Below are 24,230 nucleotides of genomic sequence, written 5' to 3'. Positions count from 1 at the left end.
CCCGCCGTTCGAAGATTTCCCGTTCAACCAGCACGAGATAATCGGGCAAAATGTGGATGTGCGAGCGGCCGATGGACTCCAACAGGCTGGCCATGTCCCGCCCGGTGTTGATGACCCATTTGGCGCCGCGCGCCTGGAGGTCGCCAATCAGCTGGGCGAGCTTCGCAGGGATGGGCGGGGTTTCAAATTCGGCAAACAGGGTTCCATCGAAGTCCGTCGAGAGCAGTCGAATGGGCAGTTCCATGTTCAGTCAATTTCGCGCCCGGCTTGCTTCCCGGGCCATCTGCGTTCACCGTGTTTGAAGCATGACACCGCAGGAGCGCTACGATGATGCAATGTTCGCCTTCAGCCGGGGTGATTACGACGAGGCGATCAGCCGGTTGCAGGCGTTGTTGGCCGAGGATCCGGCCTTTTTCGACGCGCAACTCTCGCTGGGCATGGCCTTGTGCCGCAAGGGCGACTATGCCGCCGCCATCGCGGAAGGCCACAAGGCTGAGACACTAAGGCCCAAAGAGCAGCTCGTCCATACGAACCTGTCCCTTTTCTACCTCAAGGTCGGCGACCGTCCCAAGGCCGAACATCACGCGTTGCAGGCCCGCATTGCCGGCTGGCGCGAAGATCCCCACGCCCAGGCGTTGCAAAATCAGAATCCCGACCTGCAACTGGCCAAACCCAAGCCGCCTCCTCCGCCGCCCGCCCAGTTCCCGGACATGCCGTGGAAGAAAAAACCGCCGCTGGCGTCCGGCGATGCTTCTTAATCCGCGTCACCACCCGGTGTTTTTGCATTTTGCACCTGCCGGTTGCGGCGATACCCTGCGCCCATGACCAAGCTGCAACAGGCCATTCAGGACAACCTCGCCATCACCCAAGCCCTTGCGGGGTTTGAAGAACCGCTGAATCGCGCCGCAGACATGGTTCTGCGTTGTCTGACCGCCGGCGGGAAACTGCTCATTTGCGGCAATGGCGGCAGCGCGTCAGACGCCACGCACATGGCCACGGAATTTCTCTGCCGGTTCCTGGGCGACCGGCGGCCGTATCCCGCCCTGTCGCTGACGGCGAATGGGGAATTCCTCACGGCCATGGGCAATGATTATCATTTCGACGAAGTGTTCGCCCGGCAGGTGTGGGGTTTGGGCGCCCAAGGCGACGTGTTGATTTGCTTCACCACCAGCGGCAAGTCCAAGAATGTCCTGCGCGCCATCGAAGAGGCGAACAAGAAGCGTGTGCTCAGCATTTGTTTCCTGGGCCGGGACGGCGGTTTCACCATCGGCAAGGCCACGCTCGACCTGCTCGTCCCCGGCAATTCAACCGCGCGCATTCAGGAGGCGCACAAGTTTCTCTTCCACGTGCTGTGCGAAATCGTCGAAGCGCAGATTCCGAGGGAGTGAGGGCGGGGCAATTTGGCTACGCGCTGCTTGAGTTTTATTAGTGAAAATGTTCTGGCACTACGCGCCACGAAGCGCTTGCTCAAGTCGTGTAGCCCATTCAACTTTTTACGCCGAAGTATTCCGGCTCATTGCCGCGCTTCCACTTGATGTTGCAACCCATGCTCGGCGCCTGGTGCAGTGACGGCGCCCGGCCTGCCAGCACGGCGTCCACCGCCGCCCGCAAATCTTTGCCCGAGATCGGAACGCCGTTGCCCGGCCGGCTTGCGTCGAATTGACCGCGGTAAACCAGCCGGCGGCCGCGATCAAACACGAAAAAATCCGGCGTGCAGGCGGCCCGATAGGCCCGCGCCACCTTTTGTGTTGCGTCGTAGAGATACGGGAAGGGATACCCGGCCGCCTGCGCTTCTTCTGCCATCCGGGCCGGACTGTCGGCCGGATAATTTTCGACGTCATTGGCGTTGATGGCCACGACGGCCACGCCCTTCGCCCCGCATTCGCGCCCGAATTCGGCAAGCGCCGCGCGCAGATGCTTCACGTAAGGACAGTGGTTGCAGATGAACATTACCACCAACGCCGGGGCGGCCTTGAAATCGCCCAGCGAAACCATCTTGCCCGCTGTGTCAGGCAGTTGAAAGTCCGGCGCCGGCGTGCCCAACGCCAGCATGGTGGAAGGTGTCAAAGCCATGCGCCGAATGTGAAACGAACCCCTCCTGATGTCCAGAGCGCGGCACCAAAATTGCCTGCAAACCGCCGCCGCCTTTGCCATGCTCGCCGCCATGACACTCGCGCAAGCCAGGGATCGCCACGCGAAACTTGCCGACGAAATCCGCCGGCACGATCACGCCTATTACGTTCTCGCCAAACCAGAAGTCAGCGACCGCGAATACGACCAGCTTTACCGCGAATTGCAGGAGTTGGAACAGCAGTTCCCCGAACTCATCACAACCAATTCGCCCACGCAGCGCGTCGGCGGCGCGCCCACCGAGGGGTTCGCGCGCGTGAAACATCTTGTCCCGATGCTGTCGCTCGACAAGGTTGAGGCGGCGGATCACCCGACCAAGGACGAGGAGCCGGACCGCGACCAACGCAATCGCGCGCAGGACGAAAATACGCTCGCGGAACTTCGCGCCTTCGACGCCACCCTCCGCAAACAGCTCGGACGCGACCGAATCGAATACATCATCGAGCCCAAGGTGGACGGCGTTTCGATCAGCGTGCATTACCGCGCCGGCCAGTTCGCGCTCGGTGTGACGCGCGGCGACGGTCAGTCCGGCGATGACATCACGGCCAATCTAAGAACGGTGCGGAACATCCCACCGGTGTTGATGAGCCACGGAGGCGCAGGGGCACAGGGCAAAGGTTTCTCCTCCGCGTCTCCGCGTCTCCGCGGTGAATTCCCGCCTCTGCTGGAAGTCCGCGGTGAGGCCTACATCACCACGAAAGATTTTGACGCGCTCAACGCCAGGCTTGCCGCCGAGGGTGAGAAGACGTTTCCCAACGCGCGCAACACCACCGCCGGCATGCTCAAGCAGAAGAATCCCGCCGATGTGGCCAAGCGCCCGATCCGCGCCGTGTTCTACGCGCTCGGCGCCACCGAAGGCATTGAGTTCGAGAAGCATTCCGACATGCTTGAAGCGCTTGCAAAGTTTGGCCTGCCCACGCAATCACATTGGTGGGTGTGCGACGGCATCGAGGAGGTATTGAAGGTCTATCGCGAGAAGATCGTGGCGCACTACGACGAGAACAAGGACCTGCGCCGGCAGTTGCCCTACGAGATTGATGGCATCGTCATCAAGGTCAACACGCTCGCCGACTGGCCGCGCATCCCGGGCCGGTCGCGCGCGCCGGGCTACGCCATCGTGCACAAGCCCATCCCGTGGATTACGCCCGCCGAGACCGTGCTCAAGGCCATCACCGTGCAGGTCGGCCGCACCGGCGTGCTCACGCCCGTGGCCGAACTTGAACCCGTCTTCGTGCAGGGCTCGACCATCTCCCGCGCCACACTCCACAACGAGGACGAAATCCGCCGCAAAGACATCCGCATCGGCGACACCGTAGTCATTCGCAAAGCCGGCATGGTGATTCCGGAAGTGTTCGAGGTCGTGAAAACCAAACGCCCGCCCGGCGCGAAGGAATTCGACCTGTTCGCTCATGTCAGCGGCAAGTGTCCCGCGTGCGGCGGTGTCATTGCGAAAGAGAAAGGTGCGGCGGGCGGCGTTGAGGAAGAAGTCGCGTGGCGTTGCCAGAATGTCGCCGGCTGCCCGGCGCAACTCATGCGGCGCGTGGAATACTTCGCCGCCCGCAAGGCGCTCGACATCGAATCACTCGGCGGCATCGTGGCGGAGAAACTGGTTGAACGCAGCCTCGTCAAAGATCCGCTCGACCTTTTTGACCTCACCCTCGATCAGCTCGGCAAGCTGAACCTCGGCACCGACGACGAGCCGCGCACCTTCGGCGAGAAGAACGCCACGAAAGTTCTCGAAGCCCTCGAACGCGCCAAAACCGCCCCGCTCCACCGCTGGATTCACGCGTTGGCGATCAGCGACGTGGGTGAAGCCACCGCCTACCAGCTCGCGCAAACGCATGCATCGCTCGAAACGCTGGCCGATTCCGTCGTGCTCCGCGACATCCGCGACCTCGGTGTGAAAGAAGCCGAACGCCAGGAAATCAGCCCGCGTTCACGCAAGAATCCACCGAAGGACGAAGCCGACAAGGCCCGCCGCACGCAGCGGGATGACGAACTCAAAGCCGAAATCGCCGCGATCGAGGCCCGTCTTGCAGCGGGCGGATTGAAGGCGCAAATGAAGGAAGTCGGTCCTGTCGCGGCGGCGAGCGTGCTGAACTACTTTGCTTCACATGTAGGACGCGCAGCGCTCAAGCGCATCCATGAACTGGAGATTAAACCTGAAGCCGCCGCTGCGCCTGCTGCTGCTTCAACTCGATCCGGCCCGTTCGCCGGCAAGATCTGTGTGCTGACCGGCACGCTGAGTTCCATGACCCGCGAAGCCGCCGGTGAATTAATCCGCCAGGCCGGTGGCACCGTGAGCGGTTCGGTGAGCAAGAAGACCGACTTCGTCATCGCGGGTGAGGAAGCCGGTTCCAAGCTTGATAAGGCGAGGGCGCTTGGGGTGCGCGTGCTGGACGAGGCGGAATTCCTGAAAATGTGCGGACGGGCTTGATGAAACATAGGAACCGGGGTAAGCCGCACGCGTTCCTTGGCTGGCGCCCTGCCTGCAACCCACACCTCCCCCCGAACGCCGCTTGCCTGCTGCCCGGCACGGATGCTGCGTTCTCCCCGGCATGAATGCCGAAGCCTTCGTGAAGCTCGTCGAGGAGATGATTGATTTGAAGATTCAGAAGTATGCCGCCGAGCATCTCAAACCCAGCGCGGATGTGGCCATGCTGTTGCAAATGAAACGGGAATCAGATCGCCGGCGGCTGGAACAAATTCGCCTCGAAATGACCCGCACCCTAATGCGTTAGCGCTTCCAACTCTCACGCCAAATCAGATCGCAAAGTCCGGCCATCACCGGCGTCGGCAAGACATTGGCGCTGTCCCGGGATGGCCCACCAACGTTTCAAAAGTGGACACGCCTAGCGCAACCGCCGGGCCGGCCTTCCGCAAAGCTCCAAGCGTGCCTTGAAACGCTTGAGTTGCAGGTTGGCGCCACCAGCGCAAGCGCTTTACGACGGCACCCGGCGGACACCCGCGTCCTTGGCGCGGTTCGCATTATTGTTTTTGCGGCCCGGCCGATTTGCGGATCTGCAAACGAAGCATCCGGTGCTCGTGGTGCATCCAAACCTGCGGCCCGTTTAAACCCCTTCCCCAGCCGCTGGCGCGTGGCACATCCCTTGCGAGGAAAGAACCACCAGACCGGGTCCACATGCCCAGTGTAGAAACATCGTTCGCTCCGCCCAAACGCGCCCATCAGATCGCGTTGTGGTGGCTGGCCGGCCTGATGTTGCTGACGCAACTGGCGGCCGCCGCGAACCGTCCGGTGCGCTTTGTGCCGGGGCAAATCTTGGTCAAGCCCCGCGCCGGAGCGAACGAGGCCGAATTTGCCGGAAAATGGCGCGCGCGTGGCGGTCACGAGCGCGCCCGTTTATCCAAGCTTGGCGTGCGCGTCATCAGCGTGGATGAAACCAACGCGCCCGCGCTGCTCGCCGAACTGCGCAACGATCCGCGCATTGAATTTGCCGAACGCGATTATCTCGCAGAAGCAGCCCTCACCCCCAACGATCCGGAAGTGCTCAACGGAAATGAGTGGCACCTGACGAAGATTGCCGCCCCGCTGGCTTGGGAGCAAACCTCTGGCGCGAGCAATGTGGTCGTCGCCGTGCTGGATTCCGGAGTGAACGCCGCGCATCCCGATCTCACCGCGCGCCTCGTCCCGGGCTACGACTTTGTCTGGGATGACAACGATCCCACCGATGATTTTGGCCACGGCACGGCGGTGGCGGGCGTGATCGCGGCCGCCGGCAACAACGGCCTCGGCGTGGCGGGCGTGGCATTCGATGCACGGGTCATGCCGGTGAAGGTCATGAACGCGAGTGGGTTCGCGGCCTACTCGACCGTCGCGCAGGGCATTCGCTACGCAGTGGACCACGGCGCGCGGGTGATCAACCTCAGCCTCGCGGGCAGCGCAGCCTCCGCCACCCTGCAGGATGCCGTGGATTACGCATGGAGCCACAACGTCGTCATCGTGGCCGCCGCGGGCAACAACGGCAGTGACGCCCCACTTTATCCGGCGGCGTGCAACAACGTCGTGGCCGTGGCCGCCACCACGGCCGGTGATTCGCTCGCAAGTTACTCCAGCTACGGAAATCACCTCGCGCTCGCGGCCCCCGGCGACAACATCTGGACCACGACGCGCGATCTGACGACCGGTTACGCGGCGGAAAGCGGCACATCCTTTGCAAGTCCCGTGGTTGCCGGCGTGGCGGCCCTGATGCTCTCCGCAAACCCAGCGCTGGCCAACGGGCAGGTGGTTTCGCTGCTCGAACAGACGGCCGACGACCTCGGGCCCGCGGGCTTCGACGCCGCGTTTGGTTTTGGCCGCGTGAACGCCGCCCGCGCCGTCGAGGCGGCCGCAAACTTTATCGCGCCGCCAACCGTTGCGGTGCTGTCGCCAACAACGGGTTTGGATGTCTCGGGCCGGGTTGACATTGAAGTCGCCGCCACGGCCAGCACGCCGGTCACACGGCTGGAATGTTATGCGAACGGCCAGCTCATCGGCACCAATGCCGGCGCCAGCGCCATGTTCACCTGGACCACCGCCGCGCTGCCGAACGGCACCTACACGCTGCAAGCGAAAGCTTACGACACCGCGGGCAACGTGGGCTTCTCGGCCGACGTGCAGGTCCTGGTTGCCAACGCCGCGCCCGTGCCGGCCACGCTCACCAGCCTGGTTCCCGGCGCCAACGGCACCGTGACTCTGACGTGGAGCGCCGTGCCCAACAAATCATATCGCGTGCAATTCACCGACAACCTCGGCCAGGGCAACTGGCAGGACGCCTCACCCGACATCACCGCCGGCGGAACCAGCGCATCATTCACCTTCGCGCCGGGCAATGCGCCGCAAGGCTTCTTCCGCGTGCAATCGCTGCCCTGAACGGGCCGCCGTCGCTACGCCCAATACCGGTAATTCACGCCGGGGAAGAGGTTGTCCGTGATTTCCATTTTTTGGAGCGCGGCCTCGTTGATTCTGCCTTTGGTGAGCTGCTCGTGCAGTGCGAGAAAGCGCAACAAGTGCTCCTTCACGCGTTTCTTCGCGTATTCCGGGCTGGTGCCCGTGCGCAGGATGAAGGGCCAGTCGCTCGCCTGGGCGAGCAGCAGTTCCTGCGCGGCCTGGCGCAACGCGCGCAGCTTGAGTCCGCGGGCTTTCGGAAATTGTCTGGCCAGTTCGGTCATGCGCATTTGCGCCACATGCAGGTGCGGATAAATCCACTGGTTCGTTTCGTTGAGCCAGACACGGTAGTAACCTTCCTCGCCCCAGCTCGAAGGACTCGGTTCGGCGACCTGGTTCGTCGGGTGCACCCGGAGGTAATCTTCGGGCGTGATGAGCGTGAAAACCTGCTGGTCAAAGCAGGCCTTGCGCACGAAGTAATCGAGAAACTCGGGCCCTTCATGCCACCAGTGCCCGAACAGTTCGGCGTCGTAAGGCGAGACTAGCAGCGGCGGCCGGTCCATGACCGCGGCGAGCTGCTGAAATTGCGCGAGGCGGGCTTCGAGAAAGTGCTGCGCGTGCTGCGCCGCGGCTTCGAGCGCGTGGGCCCGGTGGTAAACATGCTTCCCGTGCCGGTCGCCTTCAATGCGCCAGTATTTGATCCCGGTGAAACCACGGTGTTCCGGCGACGGCAGGTAGGGCCGCAAATAATCCATGTCCAGATCGAAGCCAATGTCGCGGTAGAAATCACGGTAGCGCGGGTCGCCGGGATACCCTTCAGTCCGGCTCCAGACCTGTTTGGCGGACTCGCGATCGCGCCCGAACGCGGCAATGCCATTCGGCGTGAACACGGGCGCAAACGCGCCGTAACGCGGACGTGGCTTCGCGTTGAGCACGCCGTGCGTGTCGAGAATGAACCAGCGCAGGTTCGCCTCCTGCAAGACCGTCTCCACACCCTCGGCGTAGGCGCATTCCGGCAGCCAGATGCCGCGCGGCGCGCGTTGGAACTTCTCCTCGTAATGATCGCGGGCGACGAGAATTTGCGCGCGCAGGCTGGGCGGATGATTTGCCAGCAGCGGCAGCAGCGCGTGCGTCGCGGCGGTGGTGATGATTTCGAGCCGGCCTTCGTCCTGAAATTTCCGGAAGGCGCCGAGCACGTTGCCCGCGTAAGCCTGATACGTGGTGCGCAAGGCGGTAAACCGTTCGTAATATTGATGCGCCACCTCGCGTAACCGGCGGTCGAAGTGCGTGCGGTGAATTTCCTTTTCCGCGAGTTCCACGAGGCCGTCGAGGTGGCGGCGGCAGCGCTCGCTTAACAGGACATCGCCCAGCATCGCGCACAACGGCGGACTGAGCGTGAGGGTGAGGCGCGCGCTCACCTGGTCGCGCGTCCAGCCGTCCAGCACCTGGATCAACGGCAGGTAACACTCGGCAACCGCTTCGTAGAGCCAGGATTCCTCCAGAAACTTCGCGTGCTCGGGATGACGCACAAACGGCAGGTGCGCGTGCAGCACGATGGACAGGTAACCTTGCATGAATGCGACGAGGCTAAACAGCCGCGGGCGAACATCCAATCTTGAACCGCCGGCGCGCGGGAAAAGCCACGGACCGCCGCATTCACTCGTCGAAGTCGCGGGTCAGCCGCACCGCCAATTTGCGGCTGGTGACGCAGACCAGGGTCCCCAGGACGACCGGCAGCGCGTAGAGCCCCCAGCGCCACCAAGGCTCCGGTTGCCGCTTGTGTGCGAGCCAGAGAAATGCCAGCAACGCATGGCCGAGGAGAATCAGCCCGGCGCCGAACACGCGAAGCACGGAGGCAACGGGTTTTTGCAGCGGATTCATGCTCGTGGTGATGTTGATTATTCCTCAACAGGAAATCGCGCGGCGCCGGCGTCCACACGTTTTACCGCACCAGTCGAGGCGTGGTTACACAACGTTTTCCGGCGTTGGCAGCTTTAGCGCGGGATCCTGAGGATGCTGTCCCACGTCGCCGATGCATTCCGTGGCCCGGCTGAACTTGAGATCTGCGTGCCGCGCTTCGGTGCCGTCGGCCGATGTTGCCGTGACGGGCAGTTCGTATTGGCCATCCGGCAACGCAAAACGGTAGCTGAACGAGCCATCGGGCCGCAGCTTCACCGGTTCACCGCCGATGGTGACGTTCGCGCTGGGTTCGGTGGCGCCGTAGATGATGAGTTCGGCGTTGAGGTTGCACCAGAACCCGGCCGGGCCGGCCGGCGCGCCGCCGTGCGGGCTGGACTCGCTCGAAACCGCCCCGGTCCAACCCAGCGCCGCGAGCGACGAAAGGTCCAATCGCAAACCGTTTTGCACCAATTCGGTAATATCGAGCGAGCCGACCGACAAACGTCCAAGCTGGCGAAGTTTGATGACTTCGGCCAGCGCCCGTTCCTGCTGCAGCGTCCACGGCTTGGGCGGGTCTCCCGCCGTCAGTGGTGGCAGCTCCGGGTGGCCGGCCAGGCGCAATTCCTCCAGCGCGTGGGCCAGGGAATGCTTCTGCTGCGCCCCGGCGCTCACGATGTCCACCAACCGCGCCAGCGCCACCTCCGGCGGGATGGTGGCAAAGCGCGTGTTGGTGTCGGGACTGACCATGTCCGGCGGCGTCGCGGTGGGGGCGGAAGTGGCAATGCGGGTCCAGCCTTTCGGCCGGCGATAAAAACCAAGCTCCACCGCGTATTTCGCACCGGCTTCGGCGACGTGAACAAACCAATGGCGCGATTCCGGGTGCACATGGACTTCGCCCACGGGCGCCGGAGCGGCGTCTGCCTGCGCCGGGTCGGTCCGGGAGACGCGCAGCACGAGATGTTTATGCAGAGACTGTGCGTTGTAGTCGCGAAGTTGCTGGCGCGTCAGGTCCCAATGCACGTAAAGCCAGTGCGGATCCCGGGGCGTCACCAGCACCTGCTGCGTGCCGTAAGCCTCGGGCAGATCGCCCCCGGCGGGGAATTGCTCTTCAATCGGCCCGGCGCCGAGGGCAAACCGTTCACCAGCACCGGCTGCCGGCACGCCCGGCCGGTCGCCTTCAAACAAAATGGAGGGTAGTCTGGAGCCTTCAACCGTCACCGCCTTGGGCAACGGAGAAGCCGGCTTCCTGCGCCGCGGACGAACCGTGCCGGAACGCTGGCGGGCAACGCGACGACGAACCGGGGTTTTCCTTTTGGCTGCGGACCGGGCAGTGGTTCTGGCCGGCCTGGTGCGCGGCTGGTTCGCTTTCGCCCGCGCCGCCGCCGGACGCCGGGAAGCGCGGGTGACGCCGCGCGAAGCTGTTTTGGTCTTCCGCGAGCGAACCACTTTGCGGGCCGGAGCTGATTTCTTCGCCTTCATGTTCTGAGTTGCGAGGCGCCTCTAAGACAGCATGCGAACGACCGCAGCTTAGGATTGGGCGGGGCGGCCGCGCAATCTTCGATTCATGACGGTGCGAAAGAACCTTGCGATGCGGCCGGCGGCGAATCAGGTTGGACTGCAACAGGACCGCGCATGAGCGTGAAAGTTAAAATCTGCGGCATTACCAACCGGGAAGACGCGCAAGCCGCCGTCGCGGCGGGCGCCGACCTGCTCGGCTTTGTGTTTTGCGAGGACAGCCCGCGCCACGTCACGGTGGCGGAAGCCGCCGCCATCGCGCAACTGGTGCCGCCGCAGGTGGTGCGCGTGGGATTGTTTGTGAATGCACCGGAGGAACTGGTGGCCGAGGCGATGAGCGGGTGCGGCCTGCAACTGCTCCAGTTTCACGGCGACGAAACGCCGGAGTATTGCCGGCAATTTGGCGCCATGAGCATGAAAGCTTTCCGGATGAAAGATGCCGAAACGCTCCAACACCTGCGGGAATACCCGACGGATGCGTGGCTGCTTGACGCGTTTGTGCCCGGCCAGCGCGGTGGCACCGGCCACACGTTTAACTGGGAGCTGGCCGTCGCGGCGGTGAAGCTCGGCAAGCCTGTGTTTCTCGCCGGCGGTCTGACGCCGGAAAACGTGGCGGAAGCCGTCCATCAGGTGCAGCCCTTTGGGGTGGATGTCTCAAGCGGTGTCGAAGCGGCCCCGGGCAAAAAGGACCACGCCAAAGTGCGCGCGTTCGTGCAGGCGGCGAAAAGCGCCGCCGGCCCCTGACCATGAGCCACCCGCCCGCGCCCGATTTCCAATTAGCCTTTCACCCGCATTGGGCGGGGGTTGAAATCTCATGATAAAACAGGCGTTTGAATCCGTCCAACGCGCATGACTCCGGCAGGTCAAACGGCGCCACGCGTTCGCGTAGACGGCAAGTTCTTCCGGCTCGGCAAGGCCAAGTTCTTCGTGAAGGGCGTTGCTTACGGGCCGTTTGCGCCCAATGCGGCCGGCCAGCCGTGGCCGTCCGTCGAACAAACCACGCAGGATTTCATCCGCCTGCGCGAACTGGGCGCGAACGTCGTGCGCGTCTATTACGTGCCGCCCCGCTGGATTCTCGATCTGGCCCAGCAGCATGACTTGAAGCTGTTGGTGGACATTCCCTGGAACAAACACCTGTGCTTTCTGAATGACCCGGCCGAGCAAGAAGCCGCCCGGGACGCCGTCCGCCGCGCCGTGATCGAGGGGGCGCGACATCCGGCGATTTTCGCCTACAGCATCGCCAACGAAATCCCGACCGACGTGGTTCGCTGGCACGGCGCCAAGGCGGTGGCGGCGTTCATTGACAAGCTGGTCGTCGAGGCCAAGGCCTTGGATCCCGAGTGCCTGTGCACCTTCGCCAATTTTCCACCCACAGAATTCCTGCGCCCGCAGAATCTCGATTTCGTCTGCTTTAACGTCTATCTGCACCAGCCGCAGCCGTTCCGGAATTATCTCGCACGCCTGCAAATGATCGCCGACACCAAGCCGCTCGTGCTGGGTGAATTCGGCATCGATTCCTTGCGCGAAGGCGAGGCAAGCCAGGGCGAGATTCTGGGCTGGAGCATCGAAGGCGCATTCCGGGCCGGGCTCGCCGGCGCGGTTGTGTTCAGCTACACGGACGACTGGTGGCGCGATGGCCGGCCGGTGGACGACTGGCAGATGGGCCTGACCACGGCAGATCGCCGGCCGAAGCCGTCCTTCCATGTGGTGAAGGACAAGTTTGCCGCGGCGCCGTATTTTCCCCTGCCCCAATGGCCGAAGGTTTCTGTGGTCGTGGCGAGCTACAACGGCGAACGCACGCTCAAAGCCTGCCTCGACTCCCTGGAGCGGTTGAACTATCCGAACTACGAAGTCATTCTGGTGGACGACGGCTCGACGGACGCGACGGCGCGCATTGTGTTCACGGGCATCAACGACGGTGGCGAAGGGCATCCGTCACCGGGCAGCACGTATCCCATGTTCTCGGACAAGGCGGGCGCATTGGCGCATTTCCCGCATCTGCGTTACGTGCGCCATGCCCGGAATGCCGGCCTGTCAGTCGCGCGCAACACGGGCATCCTGGCCTCGACCGGTGAAATCGTGGCCTTCACCGATTCGGACTGCCGCGTGGATGAGAACTGGCTGTATTACCTCGTCGGCGGTTTGCTGAATCGTGAATTCGCGGCGATGGGCGGGCCAAATTTTCTGCCGCCGGATGATTCGGCCGTCGGCGCGGCGGTGATGGTTTCCCCCGGTGGTCCGGCGCACGTGATGTTGAACGATCGCCAGGCCGAGCACATCCCCGGCTGCAACATGGCATTCTGGCGGCATGCCCTCGATGAAATCGGTGGATTTGACCCCATCTTCACCAAGGCGGGCGACGATGTGGACATCTGCTGGCGGCTGGCGCAGGCGGGCTGCAAAATTGGTTTTAGCCCGGCCGCGCTGGTGTGGCACTACCGGCGCTCGACGATTGGGGCTTATCTGGGACAGCAACGCGGCTACGGCGAGGCCGAGGCGCTGCTCGTGCGGAAACACCCGGAATACTTCAACTCCTTCGGCGGCAGCCTGTGGCGGGGGCGGATTTATTCCGCGGCGCGTTTTGGCGTGCTGGTGCAGCCACCCATCATTTACCGCGGCACGTTCGGCAGTGGATTCTTTCAAACCCTCTACGCCGCGGCCCCGGATTCCACGCTGATGCTGGCCACGACGCTGGAGTATCACGTGCTGGTGCTGCTGCCGCTGTGGGTGCTGGCGGTGTCGTTGAATCACCTGATGCCAGTGGCCATCGCGGCCACGCTGATTCCGGCGGGCCTCTGCGCCGCCGCGGGCGCCCAAGCCTTCATTCCGCCCGACAGACTGCGTTGGTGGTCGCGCCCACTGGTCGCCGTATTGTTTCTGTTGCAGCCGATGGTCAGGGGCTGGGCACGGTATCAAGGCCGGTTGACGCCAAAAAAAGCGCCCTCGCCGCAACACTCGCTCGATTCGCTCGCGCTGGTGCATAACAAGGCGCCCGTGGACGAGGCGTGTTACTGGAGCGAGCAACCCATCAACCGTGTGCAATTCGTGGCCGACCTCGTGCGCCGCCTGGAGGCAATGAACTGGCCCAACAAATCGGACATCGGGTGGAGCGAATTTGACATCGAACTGTTCGGCAACCACTGGAACAGCGTGCAGTTGACGACGGTGACGGAGGACCACAGCCAGGGGCGCCATCTTATGCGCGCCCGGCTCCTGCCCCGCTGGACGCTGGAAGCGCGCATGGTGTTCTGGGCGGTGCTCGCCTTCGAACTCGTGCTGCTGGGATTGCTCCACAACTGGACGGCCTGGCGCTGGCTGCTGTTGTTCAGCGTGCTGCCTTTGGTATGGTTCATCCGCCAACAGGCGCGCCACCTGCAAAGCATGATTGTGGTCTTCCTCGACGAGGCGGCCAAGGACTGGAACTACACCAAAATCGGTGTGACATCGGAAACCAGCGAGCCTCCCACGATGACCGCCGCTCCGCCGGTGCGAACGGCGCCCGGCGCCGAGCCGCATGTGAACACCCCCTTCGGTTAAGCGCCTGGGTTGGCGGCCGGCCTCCGTTTCGCTACGGACGCGGATTGATTTTCCCCGGCGAAAGAATTTTGGCTTAAACTGGAAATTAGTTCTGGACGAATGGCCGGCGCCGGCGAATTTTGCCTCGAGCCCGGAAAAATCGAACGCGCACCTCGTGTTGGTTCGGGCGCGTGTCATGAAGTTCAGTCGGCGCAAAACCACGGCAAGGTTCAAAGCGGCTCTCGCCCGTGCCGCAACCAGCCTGATGCTGATCCTCGGCGCGCCCGCTTTCGCGGCGACCGCGCCGGGTGTCTTCCACATGCTCCGGCCGGGCGTCACTGACGCGGAAATCCAGGCGGCGTTGGACGCCCTGCCCGATGGCGGCGGGATTGTCATCCTGCCACCCGGCACCATCACGCTCACACGGCCCATTGTCATCCGGCGCTCATGGCAGACCCTGCGTGGTGCCGGCACCAACACCGTCCTGTGCGTTGCCGATGGCGCCAACTGCCCAGCCCTCATCATCGGTGAGCCCGTCAACCATCCCGGCCACGATGTCACCCATGTCGCCGTTGAATCGCTGTTCATTGATGGCAACCGCCACGCGCAGCAGCGCGAGCTCTGGCGGGAGCACGGGGAAGGCTCGGAGATTCGCAACAACGGCATCACCGTGCAGCGAGTTCGCGACTCGGTGATTGAAAACGTGGTGACCGCGCGCTGTCGTTCCGGCGGACTGGTCACCACGCTGGGCGTTCAAGGACTCGTCGTGCGGGGATTGGAATCGTTCGACAACCAGTATGACGGCCTCGCCTGTTATGCAACGACCGCCAGCGAGTTTGTCGATCTGAACCTGCACGACAATCCGTGCGCCGGCATTTCCCTCGACTGGAATTTCAGCGGCAACACCGTCAGCAACGCCGTGCTGAATGACAATGACCTCGGCATCTTCATGCGCGACAGCCGCGGCAACCGGTTTTTTAATGTGGCCATCCACAAGAGCCGCAACCACGGCGTGTTCATGGCCCAGACGGAAACCGCCCAGTGGACCGCGTGCGTCAACAACTCGTTCACCAACCTGCAGGCGACGAACTGCGGCGGCGCGGCCTTCCGTGTCAACGACGCCTCCTGCCGGAACAACGTCATCACCAGCGCCAGGTTCGAGAACAACCAGCACGGCGACCTCTCGCTGGCCCGGCCGAAACTTATCGTGTTACAGTAACGGCGCGTCGCCGGCTCAACGCGCCTGTCGCACCCGGACAGTATATTTCCTGGCCTGCGTGTTCATGGCGGTGAATTTCACCTGCTCCGTCGCATTCTCCGTCAGGAGGAGCGTCTGGAAGGGTGTTTCGTCGCCGGTCGTATAACCGTTGGCGTCCTTGAACACGCAGTTCACCTGGACTTCGATGCGCCGGTTTTCGCGGTTGCGCAACTGGGCAGTGACTTCCAGCCGGCCGTCGGACGTCGTGCCTTCCTGCAGGCCGGTGCAAGTGATCGAATGTTGCACACCGGGGTCCAGCAGCACGACGCGCTCGGTGTTTTCGTAGGCCGGGGTCTGCGAGTTCTGGGGCAGATACGGCCCCTTGTCATAGGTGCTTTGGCAGGCCGTGACGGCCAGGGCCGCGCCGGCGGCGAGCAGGACGATTTTCGAGTTCATTGTGTTTGTGGCGTTGTGGATTGATCGCTGACGTAAACTACCGCATCCCGGCCTTCCGGCACGGTGAAAGTGATTTGCTTGTTGAACTTCGGCTGCGCAACGCCCGCGGCGTCCAGAAAGCTTACGTCCAAGGTATGCTGGCCCGGCGTCAGACGGAACTGCCCCAGCGCGAGAAACTGCGGAAGCCCGTCCCACATCCGTGTGTCGGCCTCGGGTGTGGTCGCCGCGGAAACCACCTTGCTGAGCAGCCCCGCGATGAGCAGCCCCGCGCCCACTTCGTCAGCCGCGTTGTTTTGCCGGTGTCCGCCGGCGGCGAGCACGGCGCCGCTCACAATCGCCGCGTCGCCAATGGTGTCCGTGGTGGACTTGAACACGGCCTTGTTCGCGAGCACGTGGTCCATTACGCGCCCGCCGCGGGTGGTGGCCTGGAAGTTCAAATCATCCGCCGGCTTGACGTTCACGATCTGGCCGTCGAGCTGGAGTTGCGCGGCCTGCAACGGTGACACCGGCGTGCGGAAGCGCAGTTCCTGGGCGTATTCGCCGGTGGCGTATTTCGTTGGGCCAGGGCCGAAGTCGAGAAAGACCAGCGTGTTCACTTTCGCATCGTAGGGCGGCGGCTTCGCGCCGCGCGAATTCTTCTCCGCCCGTTGAAATGCGTCCGAGCCGTCGCCACCCAGCTTGGTTGTCGCGAAGCCATCCAGGTAATCGAGCAGCGTGTAGTCGCACTTGTATTCGCCGCTTTGGGCGTCGCTGTCCTCGAACTCCGCGCTGCGGAAGCAGGCGCGCGCGTTGTCCAGCTCGCCGGCGCGCCAATAAAGAATCCCGCGGTAGTAGTAGGCCATGACGCGTTCGTAAGGCTCGCCGATGAAGGTCTTCTTTGATTCGGCGTGGAAGTAACCGCGCGCCTTGCGGGCGTTGACATCCTTGCCGTAAATGCCGCCCAGCGTCAGCAGCGCGTCGTCCAGCACCCGTTTGGCATCCTCAAACCGGCCGTGGCGCAGGTCCGCCAGGGCGAGGCGATATTGCCACAAGACCCGGTCCCGCGCCGGCCCCTTCTCAATCGCCAGCGGCGCATCGCGGAAAACATCACCCGTGAGCGGCAGCGGTGGCGGTGTGGTGGCGCAGCCCGCACCCAACAGCAGCGGGATGAACACCCAAAACCAAAGGTCCCGCAACCATCGGGCAACGAAACCACCACCTGCGCCCGGCCCATCGGATGTTGGGCGTTGGACGTCGGATGTTGGATGCTTTCCGTTCAAGGCGGGCAGTTCCACGGCCGTGGAGAGCAGGTGGGCCGGCGGAGCGAAACCAGGTTTTGCGTTCGGATCACCGATACGCCGCGTCTTCGAGCCCCTGCTTCTTCATCTCGGCGGAGTCCTCCCAGACAATGGCGCTGGTGCGCGCGTCAATCAGTTGGAAGTCGTAGAGCACGTAATCGCTGGTGCCGGCCGCCGTCCGCGTGGACATGCCCTCCAGTGAACCGGTCAGAAAATAATCCGCGCCGAGAAATTCCTGCGTCTGCGGATTTGCGCTGGCCGTCACGTCGCCGGTGCGCTTCAAATTGCGCTCCTTGTCGAGCGCCGCCATGCGGTCGCGCGCCAGAAACACCACCTTGCCCAGCGACTTCTTGTTCAGTTCGGTGCGGATGCGCGTGAGGAAGATTTCCTTGTTGATCGGGAACCGCGTGTTGTTGACGACCGGGTCCAGCACGACGGTGGGCGGCTTGGGCGCATTGGCAATCTGCTGAATGCCCAAAATGCTGCGGGCCATCTTATCCGTCACAGCTACCAGATCCTGCGATTCGACGCCGGTCCCGGCCACGAAGCCCTGTTCATCAGCATTCAGGTGAGTGACGGGCACGCCGGAGGGGTTTTTGACGCCGCTGGAGGCGCAACCGGCGGCCAGTGCCGTCAAAGCAACCGCCGAACAGAGGGAGGTGAGAGTGTTTGTTTTCATGTTCTGGTGACTGAATCAGTAATCGGTGAATTGTTAAACAACCGCGGTTTAAAATTGTTCAGCGCAATCGGACGGCAAAACAGCGTCAGAACGTGGGCGCATCGGGCACGCGTGACGCGTCGGGGATTTGATAACGCGGTGCCGGCGACGCCTGCCACACTGAGGGCCGGGCCGCAACAACGGTCACCGACGGACGATAGCTGGCAACGTCCACTCTTTCGCGTTGGCGAGCCTGATGCTCGGCCACACTGCCCAGCACCAAGCCGGCAGCCGCGCCAATAGCGGCGCCTTGCCCGGGTTTGCCGCTTGTCCCTTCGCCGATGAGCGCGCCGGCGGCGGCCCCCGTCAACGTGCCACTGACTGCGTAATTGGGCCGCGCACCCGGAGAATAATAGCCGCCGTATGCCGGCCCGTAGGAATAGGCATAACCGTAAACCGGCCGGGAATACGCGTAAGGTGCGTTGTAATAACGTTCACGATTGGCCTCGCCGATGAGCGTGCCCGCGACAAAACCGACGCCGGCCCCAATCGCCGCGCCGTTTCCGGACCAACCGCAGTGACGGTCGCCGCCGACGGATCCGCCCAGCAACGCGCCGAACAACGCACCATTCCAAGATTCGGGCGAAAATAGTTGGGCGTTCGCGCTGTTGAGCACGAGAGCGGCAGTCAAGCTGGCCAGCCACATTTTCATCGCCATTGCATCAGACGTCACGGCCGCAGCCGTATTCGCAAAGGGACGGTAGCACCGATTCCCAACCGGGTAAACCCCGGCAGCAACCTGGCGCGCAGGCACTTCGAACCCGGCGTGCGGGGGGAGAGGCCGGCCCGCCACGGCACGCCGGGATTGTTTCCCCCGCCCGAAACCGCCACACTGCCTCCGTGCTGGCCAAACGTGTCATTCCGTGCCTCGACGTTCACGATGGACAGGTCACCCGCGGTGTGCAATTTGGACGCGCCGAGACGGGCGGCCTCCGCAACGTGGGCGACCCGGTTGAACTCGCGCTCCGCTACAATGAACAAGGCGCCGACGAAATGGTGTTCTTCGACATCACCGCCACCGCGCACGGCCGCAAATCCATGGTCGAAGTCATCGAACGTGCGGCGGACCAGTGCTTCATGCCGCTGACCGTCGGCGGCGGCATCCGCACGGTGGACGACATGTTTACGATGCTGCGCGCAGGCGCCGACAAGGTCAGCATCAACTCCTCGGCCATTGAAACGCCGGACCTCATCCGGGCCGGAGCGGAAAAATTCGGCAGCCAATGCATCGTCGTCTCGATTGACTGCAAGAAGGTCTCGCCGAACCGCTGGGAAGTGTTCAAAGCCGGCGGCCGCAAGCCCACCGGCATGGAAGCGGTCGAATGGGCCGGACGCGCCGTTTCGCTCGGTGCCGGCGAAATCGTGCTCAACTCGATTGACGCTGACGGCACGAAAGCCGGGTTCGATCTAGTCATTACGCGCCGCGTCAGCGAATCCGTCAGCGTGCCCGTCGTGGCCAGCGGCGGGGCGGGCAAGCTGGAACACCTGGCCGACGTGCTGCTCGAAGGCAAAGCCGACGCCGTCCTCGCCGCGAGCATCTTCCACTTCGGCACCTACACGGTGGGCGACGTGAAACGGTTTCTGACCGGGAAAAATATCCCGGTCCGCATGACGGATTAAACCGAACCCAGCGTCGTGAGTCCGGAAAAAAAGGAACTCCTCGCCATTGCGATCTTCGGCGTCACCTATGCACTCATCAGCGGGCGGCAGTTCAAGCTGCTGCCGTTGAACCGGCCGGCCGCCGCGTTGCTGGGCGCCGTGCTGATGGTGGCGTGCGGTGTGATGACGCCGGAGCGCGTCTATCGCGCCGTGGATTACGACACGCTGGTGCTCCTGCTCGGGATGATGCTCATCTCGGCGTATCTTTACCTCGCGGGCTTCTTCGATTGGGCGGCAGACTGGATTTTGCGTGTCGCGAAAACCCCGCGGGCGCTGCTGTTTTATCTCATCATCACGGCCGGCGGGCTGTCGGCGGTGCTCGTCAACGACACGGTCTGCCTGATGCTCACGCCACTGGTCGTGACGGTGATGGTCCGGGGCAGGCTCCCGCTGCGCCCGTATCTGCTGGCGCTCGCCATGAGCGCCAACATTGGCAGCGTGGCCACGCTGGTCGGCAACCCCCAAAACATGATCATCGGCCACCTCTCGGGCATACCCTTTCTGCGGTTCTCGCTGTCGCTGCTGCCGGTGGCGCTCGCGGGCCTGGCAGTTCAATACGCAGTGCTGTCCTTCAGCTTTCGGCACGTGTTGCGCCACGTCACCATTCAACGTCCGGAGGGTCCGGCGCGGGCGCTGGATCACCGGCTGTTGCGGTTGACGTTGATCGTCCTGACACTGGTTTTTGCCGGTTTCGTGGCCGGTTTCAACCTCGCCTGGACCGCGCTGGGGGGCGGGGTGCTGGTCATGGTGCTCGCCCGGCGCGACACTCACGAAGTGCTCAAGCTGGTGGACTGGCACCTGCTGGTTTTTTTTGCGGCGTTGTTCATCGTCGTCGAGGGCTTGAATGGCACGGGCCTGCCGGACCAGATCTTTCAACGTCTGCACGGCATGTTCGGGGTTTCGGCGGGAGCGCAGGCCTGGAATTTCGCGTGGTTCTCGGTCGCGGGCTCGAACGTGTTTTCCAATGTCCCGTTCGTGCTGGTAGCCGGCAAATGGATCGCCAACTTTGCCGAGCCGGAGTTGATGTGGAAGGTCATGGCGCTGGCGACGACGCTGGCCGGCAACCTCACCATTCTTGGCTCGGTGGCCAACATCATCGTCGTGGAATCGTCACGCGAACACGTCGAGATGGGCTTTTGGGACTACGCCAAACTTGGCCTCCCGGTCACCGCGCTCACGCTTGCGGCGGGCATGGGAATCCTGCTGTTGCTGCATTGACGCGCGGAATCCGGGCGGGCAGCTGCCGGCCGACAGTTTTTGTTCGTTCCACCGGCGATTCGGGCGTCCGGTCATTCTTTTCCATCGTAAATCGGCCGCCGGGAATTTAAAATGCCCCGTGCCATGAGCTTTTACGACAAACTCAAGTTTACGTCCGACGGCCTGATCCCGGCCATCGTGCAGGAACAAAAGACCGGTCGCGTCGTCATGATGGCGTGGATGAACCGCGCGTCGCTCGAAAAAACCATCGAGACGGGCAAGACCCATTTCTGGAGCCGCTCACGCCAGAAGTTCTGGATGAAGGGCGAGGAAAGCGGCAACACGCAAACCGTGAAGGACATCGCCTTCGACTGTGATGGTGACACGCTGCTCATCCAGGTCGAGCAAAACGGCCCGGCATGCCACGAAGGCTACCAGAGCTGCTTCTTCCGTTCGATTGAGGGCAAGGGCGAAACCTGGAAGCTCACCGAACCGCAGTTGAAAACGCCCGAGGAACTCTACGGGAAGAAAAAGTAGGCGGCCGGCCTTGCCCCCCCTGATTCCTGGCGTGGTCCCCGCCGGGCCGCGCCAATGATGTCCCGCCCGATTGCCATGGACGATCCCATTCCCTTCGCCAGCCGCGAGTATTTCATTTTTCTCGCGCTGCTGCTGTTCGCGCGGGGAATGGATTTCCTGAGCACGTGGGTCGCCACGCCGCGCCTGGTGCTGGAGGGCAACCCCATTGCCAAACGGCTGGGGTGGAAGTGGGGCGGCGTCGTCAACCTTGTGCTCTGCGTGGGCTTTGCCCGCACTCCACTGCCGGCGCTCATCATCAGCACGACCAGCGTGCTCGTCGCGGCGCGCAACTTTCAAAATGCCTGGCTGATGCGGACGATGGGGGAGGACGCTTATCGCTTCTGGATGAGCGAACGCCTGGCTGAAAGCCGGCCCGCGCTGTTCGTGGCCTGCCTGTTCGGCCAATGCCTGCTCTTCGCGCTGGTGGGGACGGCCTTGCTCTTGTTGGGCGGCCTCACCCTCATCAGCGTGGGCGTGGGCATTGGCATGATTGGCTATGCGCTGGCCGTATTTATCTTCTCCCTGTTTGCCGTCTGGCGCTGGCGCCGCGGTCACGGCAACTGACTGCGGGGCGATTTTCCGCCGGCCCGCCGGCCTTTCCTCTTGCGCCGCGTGCCGGCCCGCGAAACATTGCGACGCATGTTTTCACACATCGTCATTTTTTGGACCGATCCCGCGCAGCCCAATGCCGTCGCGGAACTGGTGGCGGCCTGCAACGATTACCTCAAACCGCTCCCGGGCGTGCAGCAATTTCACGTCGGCCAGATGGTGGGCAGCCACCGGTCGGTGGTGGACCAGACGTATCAGGTCGCGCTGAACATGGTCTTCCCGGACAAATCAACACAGGACGCCTATCAGGTTCACCCGCGCCACGTCGAGTTCGTGGAAAAATACGTGAAGCGCCTCGTCAAGAAGGTGCTGGTTTACGATTTCGCCTGACCCGGGAAAAATCGAATGCTGCACCGGCTTTCAAGGTCAATTCCTTGCAACCGTGAACCTGCATGCCTGAAGGATTGCCATTATGACCACACCGCTTGACCGTCGTTCATTCCTAAAAACCACCGCCACCGCCGCGGCCGGCGTGGCGGCCCTGAGCCACCGCGCCTTTGCGCAAGCGCAGGGCGCGAATGAAAAAATTGTCCTCGGCATGATTGGCGTGGGGGGCATGGGCAGGGCCAACCTGAATTCGTTTCTGGACCGCCCGGGCGTGGAGATCGCCGCCATTTGCGATGTGGATGCGACGCACGCCCAGCAGGCCGTTGCCGAGGTGCTCAAACGCAAGGAACGCGCGCCTCAAATCTATGGCGACTTTCGCCAGGTTCTCGACCGCAAGGACATCGATGCGGTGGTGATTTGCACGCCGGACCACTGGCATGCCATCCCGTTCATCGCCGCGTGCGAGGCCGGGAAGGACATCTATTGCGAAAAGCCCGTGTCGCATAGTTTTGTCGAGGCCAAGGCCATGGCCGCCGCCGCCCAACATTTCAAACGCGTCGTCCAGATTGGGGCGTGGCAACGCAGCGTGCCGCACTTTCAACAGGCCATCGAATTTGTGCGCTCGGGCAAACTGGGCAAAATCCAATTGTGCCGCGCGTGGAATCTGACGCCGCCGAATCCGCTTGGCCACCAGCATCCCATGCCTGTTCCGGCCGGACTCGATTGGGACTTCTGGGTCGGCCCCGCCAAGATGTTCGGCTATCAGCCCAACCGTTGTCACAACACGTGGCGCTGGTTCTTCCAGACCGGCACCGGCAAGATCGGAGACTGGGGCGCGCACATGATCGACATCGTTCTGCTCGGCATGCGCGAATCGGACCCCATTCACGTGCACAGCGAGGGCGGCATTTTCCTGGCCGACGACGACCGCGACACGCCCGACACGATGCAGACACTGTATCGCTTCCCGCAATGGCAGCTCATCTGGGAGCACCGGCAGGGCAACAACCGCGGCCTGGACGGCGGCAAGGACCACGGCTCGGAATTCATCGGCGAAAATGGAACATTGATCGTGGATCGCATGGCCGTGCGCTGGTTCCCAAAGGATGACGATGACCAGGCTTATCCGGGGCCGGGGGATTCCGTGCGCGGGCCGAACACGCACTGGCAAAATTTCCTCGATTGCATCAAGACGCGCGCGCGGCCGCATTCCGACATCGAGTCACTGGCCAAAACCACGATGCTCTGCCACCTCGGGAACATCTCCTACCAAACCGGCCTCACCGTGCAATGGGACGCCAAGGCGCAGGACGTCGCCAACCACGCCGCCCGCCGCGCGATTTCCTACGAGCGCGAATACCGCAAGCCCTGGAAGCTGAAGCACTACGCGGTTTAAGCGCCGGCCCGCCATCCGGGCGCGCCATTACAATCTTGGGCTCGTTTGTTCCTTGCCGGTGGCGGCGCGGTAACGAAAATTCCGCCCCATGGAATGGATCACCCAGCCCGAAATCTGGATCGCGCTGCTGACGTTGACGGTGCTCGAAATCATCCTCGGCATCGACAACGTCATCTTCATCTCAATCCTCTCCGGCAAGCTGCCCGGACATCAACAGGCCAGGGCCCGGCAACTCGGCCTGAGCCTCGCGCTCATCACTCGCGTGCTGCTGCTGGCGGGATTGAGCTGGATGGCGAAATTGACCGCGCCGTGGTTTGAGATCCCCACGTTCGGTCTGCTCGCGCATCCACATCCCGTTTCCGGCCGCGACCTGATCCTGATTGTCGGCGGCCTGTTCCTGCTGGGAAAAAGCACCCATGAAATCCACGTCAAACTCGAAGGTGAGGATGGCGGGGGGACCACGCGCGTGGCGCCCAGCTTCATCGGCGTGATAGCACAAATCCTCGTGCTCGACATTGTGTTCTCGCTGGATTCGGTCATCACCGCCATCGGCATGGCCAACCAGCTGGGCGTGATGATCGCGGCAGTCGTGATCGCGCTGGTCTTCATGCTGGTGTTTGCGGGCCGCATCAGCGACTTCATCAACCGCCATCCGACGTTGAAAATGCTGGCGCTGAGCTTCCTGTTGTTGATCGGCTTCACGCTCGTGGCCGAAGGGTTCCACAAGGAGGTGCCGAAGGGTTACATCTATTTTGCCATGGCTTTTTCAGTGGGCGTGGAGGTGTTGAACATTCGTCTGCGCGCCCGCAAGAAGGCCGCGCCTGTGGAATTGCATCAAACCTATCGCTGAACCAAACTGCCGCGATGCAATA

The 24,230-nt window shown here is 63.0% G+C and carries 25 protein-coding genes; 16 read left to right on the top strand and 9 right to left on the bottom strand.

Annotated elements, in window-relative coordinates; genetic code table 11:
* Nucleotides 1-244 (bottom strand): HAD hydrolase family protein (locus VFV96_09020; protein ID HEU5070540.1); only part of this gene is annotated, 244 nt, incomplete at its 3' end.
* A 61-nt stretch (nucleotides 245-305) separates the two neighbouring features.
* Between VFV96_09020 and VFV96_09015 the strand changes: the two genes are divergently transcribed.
* Nucleotides 306-758, top strand: coding sequence for a tetratricopeptide repeat protein (locus tag VFV96_09015; GenBank protein HEU5070539.1), 453 nt, complete (start codon nucleotides 306-308; stop codon nucleotides 756-758).
* A 63-nt stretch (nucleotides 759-821) separates the two neighbouring features.
* Complete coding sequence (locus VFV96_09010) at nucleotides 822-1,388, top strand: SIS domain-containing protein (GenBank protein HEU5070538.1); 567 nt, start codon at nucleotides 822-824, stop codon at nucleotides 1,386-1,388.
* Between the two features lie 97 nt (nucleotides 1,389-1,485).
* Here the strand turns inward: VFV96_09010 and VFV96_09005 are convergent, their stop codons facing one another.
* Nucleotides 1,486-2,073: a thioredoxin family protein gene (locus tag VFV96_09005; GenBank protein ID HEU5070537.1), complete on the bottom strand. Its 588-nt coding sequence runs from the start codon at nucleotides 2,071-2,073 to the stop codon at nucleotides 1,486-1,488.
* A 91-nt stretch (nucleotides 2,074-2,164) separates the two neighbouring features.
* Between VFV96_09005 and ligA the strand changes: the two genes are divergently transcribed.
* The 3 genes from ligA (at nucleotide 2,165) to VFV96_08990 (ending at nucleotide 7,000) form a co-directional block, all read left to right on the top strand.
* Nucleotides 2,165-4,567, top strand: coding sequence for an NAD-dependent DNA ligase LigA (ligA, locus tag VFV96_09000; protein ID HEU5070536.1), 2,403 nt, complete (start codon nucleotides 2,165-2,167; stop codon nucleotides 4,565-4,567).
* 121 nt (nucleotides 4,568-4,688) lie between these two features.
* The gene (locus tag VFV96_08995) at nucleotides 4,689-4,871 is read left to right on the top strand and encodes a hypothetical protein (GenBank protein HEU5070535.1); all 183 of its coding nucleotides are present in this window, start codon (nucleotides 4,689-4,691) and stop codon (nucleotides 4,869-4,871) included.
* A gap of 401 nt (nucleotides 4,872-5,272) precedes the next feature.
* Nucleotides 5,273-7,000 carry a S8 family serine peptidase gene (locus VFV96_08990; GenBank protein ID HEU5070534.1) on the top strand — a complete coding sequence of 576 codons (1,728 nt, stop codon included), beginning with the start codon at nucleotides 5,273-5,275 and terminating at the stop codon, nucleotides 6,998-7,000.
* Between the two features lie 14 nt (nucleotides 7,001-7,014).
* Here VFV96_08990 and VFV96_08985 read toward each other — a convergent pair whose 3' ends face one another.
* The 3 genes from VFV96_08985 to VFV96_08975 form a co-directional block, all read right to left on the bottom strand.
* Nucleotides 7,015-8,589, bottom strand: coding sequence for a 1,4-alpha-glucan branching protein domain-containing protein (locus VFV96_08985; GenBank protein HEU5070533.1), 1,575 nt, complete (start codon nucleotides 8,587-8,589; stop codon nucleotides 7,015-7,017).
* A gap of 82 nt (nucleotides 8,590-8,671) precedes the next feature.
* Nucleotides 8,672-8,896, bottom strand: coding sequence for a hypothetical protein (locus VFV96_08980; GenBank protein ID HEU5070532.1), 225 nt, complete (start codon nucleotides 8,894-8,896; stop codon nucleotides 8,672-8,674).
* 84 nt (nucleotides 8,897-8,980) lie between these two features.
* The gene (locus VFV96_08975; GenBank protein HEU5070531.1) at nucleotides 8,981-10,099 is read right to left on the bottom strand and encodes a DUF4912 domain-containing protein; all 1,119 of its coding nucleotides are present in this window, start codon (nucleotides 10,097-10,099) and stop codon (nucleotides 8,981-8,983) included.
* 79 nt (nucleotides 10,100-10,178) lie between these two features.
* Between VFV96_08975 and VFV96_08970 the strand changes: the two genes are divergently transcribed.
* The 4 genes from VFV96_08970 to VFV96_08955 all read left to right on the top strand — a co-directional run bounded on the left by VFV96_08970 (nucleotide 10,179) and on the right by VFV96_08955 (nucleotide 15,164).
* Nucleotides 10,179-10,400: a hypothetical protein gene (locus VFV96_08970; GenBank protein HEU5070530.1), complete on the top strand. Its 222-nt coding sequence runs from the start codon at nucleotides 10,179-10,181 to the stop codon at nucleotides 10,398-10,400.
* A 146-nt stretch (nucleotides 10,401-10,546) separates the two neighbouring features.
* Nucleotides 10,547-11,173 (top strand): phosphoribosylanthranilate isomerase, encoded by a 627-nt coding sequence (locus VFV96_08965; GenBank protein HEU5070529.1) that lies wholly within the window; start codon nucleotides 10,547-10,549, stop codon nucleotides 11,171-11,173.
* Nucleotides 11,174-11,278: 105 nt separating this feature from the next.
* Nucleotides 11,279-13,966: a glycosyltransferase gene (locus VFV96_08960; GenBank protein HEU5070528.1), complete on the top strand. Its 2,688-nt coding sequence runs from the start codon at nucleotides 11,279-11,281 to the stop codon at nucleotides 13,964-13,966.
* Nucleotides 13,967-14,141: 175 nt separating this feature from the next.
* Nucleotides 14,142-15,164 carry a right-handed parallel beta-helix repeat-containing protein gene (locus VFV96_08955; protein ID HEU5070527.1) on the top strand — a complete coding sequence of 341 codons (1,023 nt, stop codon included), beginning with the start codon at nucleotides 14,142-14,144 and terminating at the stop codon, nucleotides 15,162-15,164.
* Between the two features lie 15 nt (nucleotides 15,165-15,179).
* Here VFV96_08955 and VFV96_08950 read toward each other — a convergent pair whose 3' ends face one another.
* The 4 genes from VFV96_08950 to VFV96_08935 form a co-directional block, all read right to left on the bottom strand.
* Complete coding sequence (locus VFV96_08950; GenBank protein ID HEU5070526.1) at nucleotides 15,180-15,599, bottom strand: YcfL family protein; 420 nt, start codon at nucleotides 15,597-15,599, stop codon at nucleotides 15,180-15,182.
* Entirely contained in the window at nucleotides 15,596-16,753 is a 1,158-nt protein-coding gene (locus VFV96_08945) for a tetratricopeptide repeat protein (GenBank protein ID HEU5070525.1), read from the bottom strand. Before VFV96_08945 ends, VFV96_08950 begins: the two co-directional genes overlap by 4 nt.
* 172 nt (nucleotides 16,754-16,925) lie before the next feature.
* Nucleotides 16,926-17,555 (bottom strand): penicillin-binding protein activator LpoB, encoded by a 630-nt coding sequence (locus tag VFV96_08940; protein HEU5070524.1) that lies wholly within the window; start codon nucleotides 17,553-17,555, stop codon nucleotides 16,926-16,928.
* Between the two features lie 85 nt (nucleotides 17,556-17,640).
* A complete protein-coding gene (locus VFV96_08935; protein HEU5070523.1) occupies nucleotides 17,641-18,246 on the bottom strand; it encodes a glycine zipper domain-containing protein in 606 nt (201 codons plus the stop codon).
* A 188-nt stretch (nucleotides 18,247-18,434) separates the two neighbouring features.
* Between VFV96_08935 and hisF the strand changes: the two genes are divergently transcribed.
* From hisF to VFV96_08900, 7 genes are all read left to right on the top strand, one after another.
* Complete coding sequence (gene hisF / locus VFV96_08930; GenBank protein HEU5070522.1) at nucleotides 18,435-19,214, top strand: imidazole glycerol phosphate synthase subunit HisF; 780 nt, start codon at nucleotides 18,435-18,437, stop codon at nucleotides 19,212-19,214.
* Nucleotides 19,215-19,229: 15 nt separating this feature from the next.
* Nucleotides 19,230-20,471 (top strand): anion transporter, encoded by a 1,242-nt coding sequence (locus VFV96_08925; protein HEU5070521.1) that lies wholly within the window; start codon nucleotides 19,230-19,232, stop codon nucleotides 20,469-20,471.
* Nucleotides 20,472-20,594: 123 nt separating this feature from the next.
* Complete coding sequence (gene hisI, locus VFV96_08920) at nucleotides 20,595-20,987, top strand: phosphoribosyl-AMP cyclohydrolase (protein HEU5070520.1); 393 nt, start codon at nucleotides 20,595-20,597, stop codon at nucleotides 20,985-20,987.
* A 75-nt stretch (nucleotides 20,988-21,062) separates the two neighbouring features.
* Nucleotides 21,063-21,590: a hypothetical protein gene (locus tag VFV96_08915; protein HEU5070519.1), complete on the top strand. Its 528-nt coding sequence runs from the start codon at nucleotides 21,063-21,065 to the stop codon at nucleotides 21,588-21,590.
* 75 nt (nucleotides 21,591-21,665) lie between these two features.
* On the top strand, nucleotides 21,666-21,965 hold the full coding sequence (locus tag VFV96_08910) for a Dabb family protein (GenBank protein HEU5070518.1): 300 nt from the start codon (nucleotides 21,666-21,668) through the stop codon (nucleotides 21,963-21,965).
* Between the two features lie 82 nt (nucleotides 21,966-22,047).
* Complete coding sequence (locus tag VFV96_08905) at nucleotides 22,048-23,358, top strand: Gfo/Idh/MocA family oxidoreductase (protein ID HEU5070517.1); 1,311 nt, start codon at nucleotides 22,048-22,050, stop codon at nucleotides 23,356-23,358.
* Nucleotides 23,359-23,446: 88 nt separating this feature from the next.
* A complete protein-coding gene (locus VFV96_08900) occupies nucleotides 23,447-24,208 on the top strand; it encodes a TerC family protein (protein HEU5070516.1) in 762 nt (253 codons plus the stop codon).
* The last annotated feature ends 22 nt before the right edge of the window (nucleotides 24,209-24,230 follow it).

Source organism: Verrucomicrobiia bacterium (assembly GCA_035765895.1).
GTDB lineage: Bacteria > Verrucomicrobiota > Verrucomicrobiia > Limisphaerales > DSYF01 > DSYF01.
Note: the sequence above shows the minus strand (reverse complement) of the source record. Positions and strands in the feature narration are given on the sequence as shown.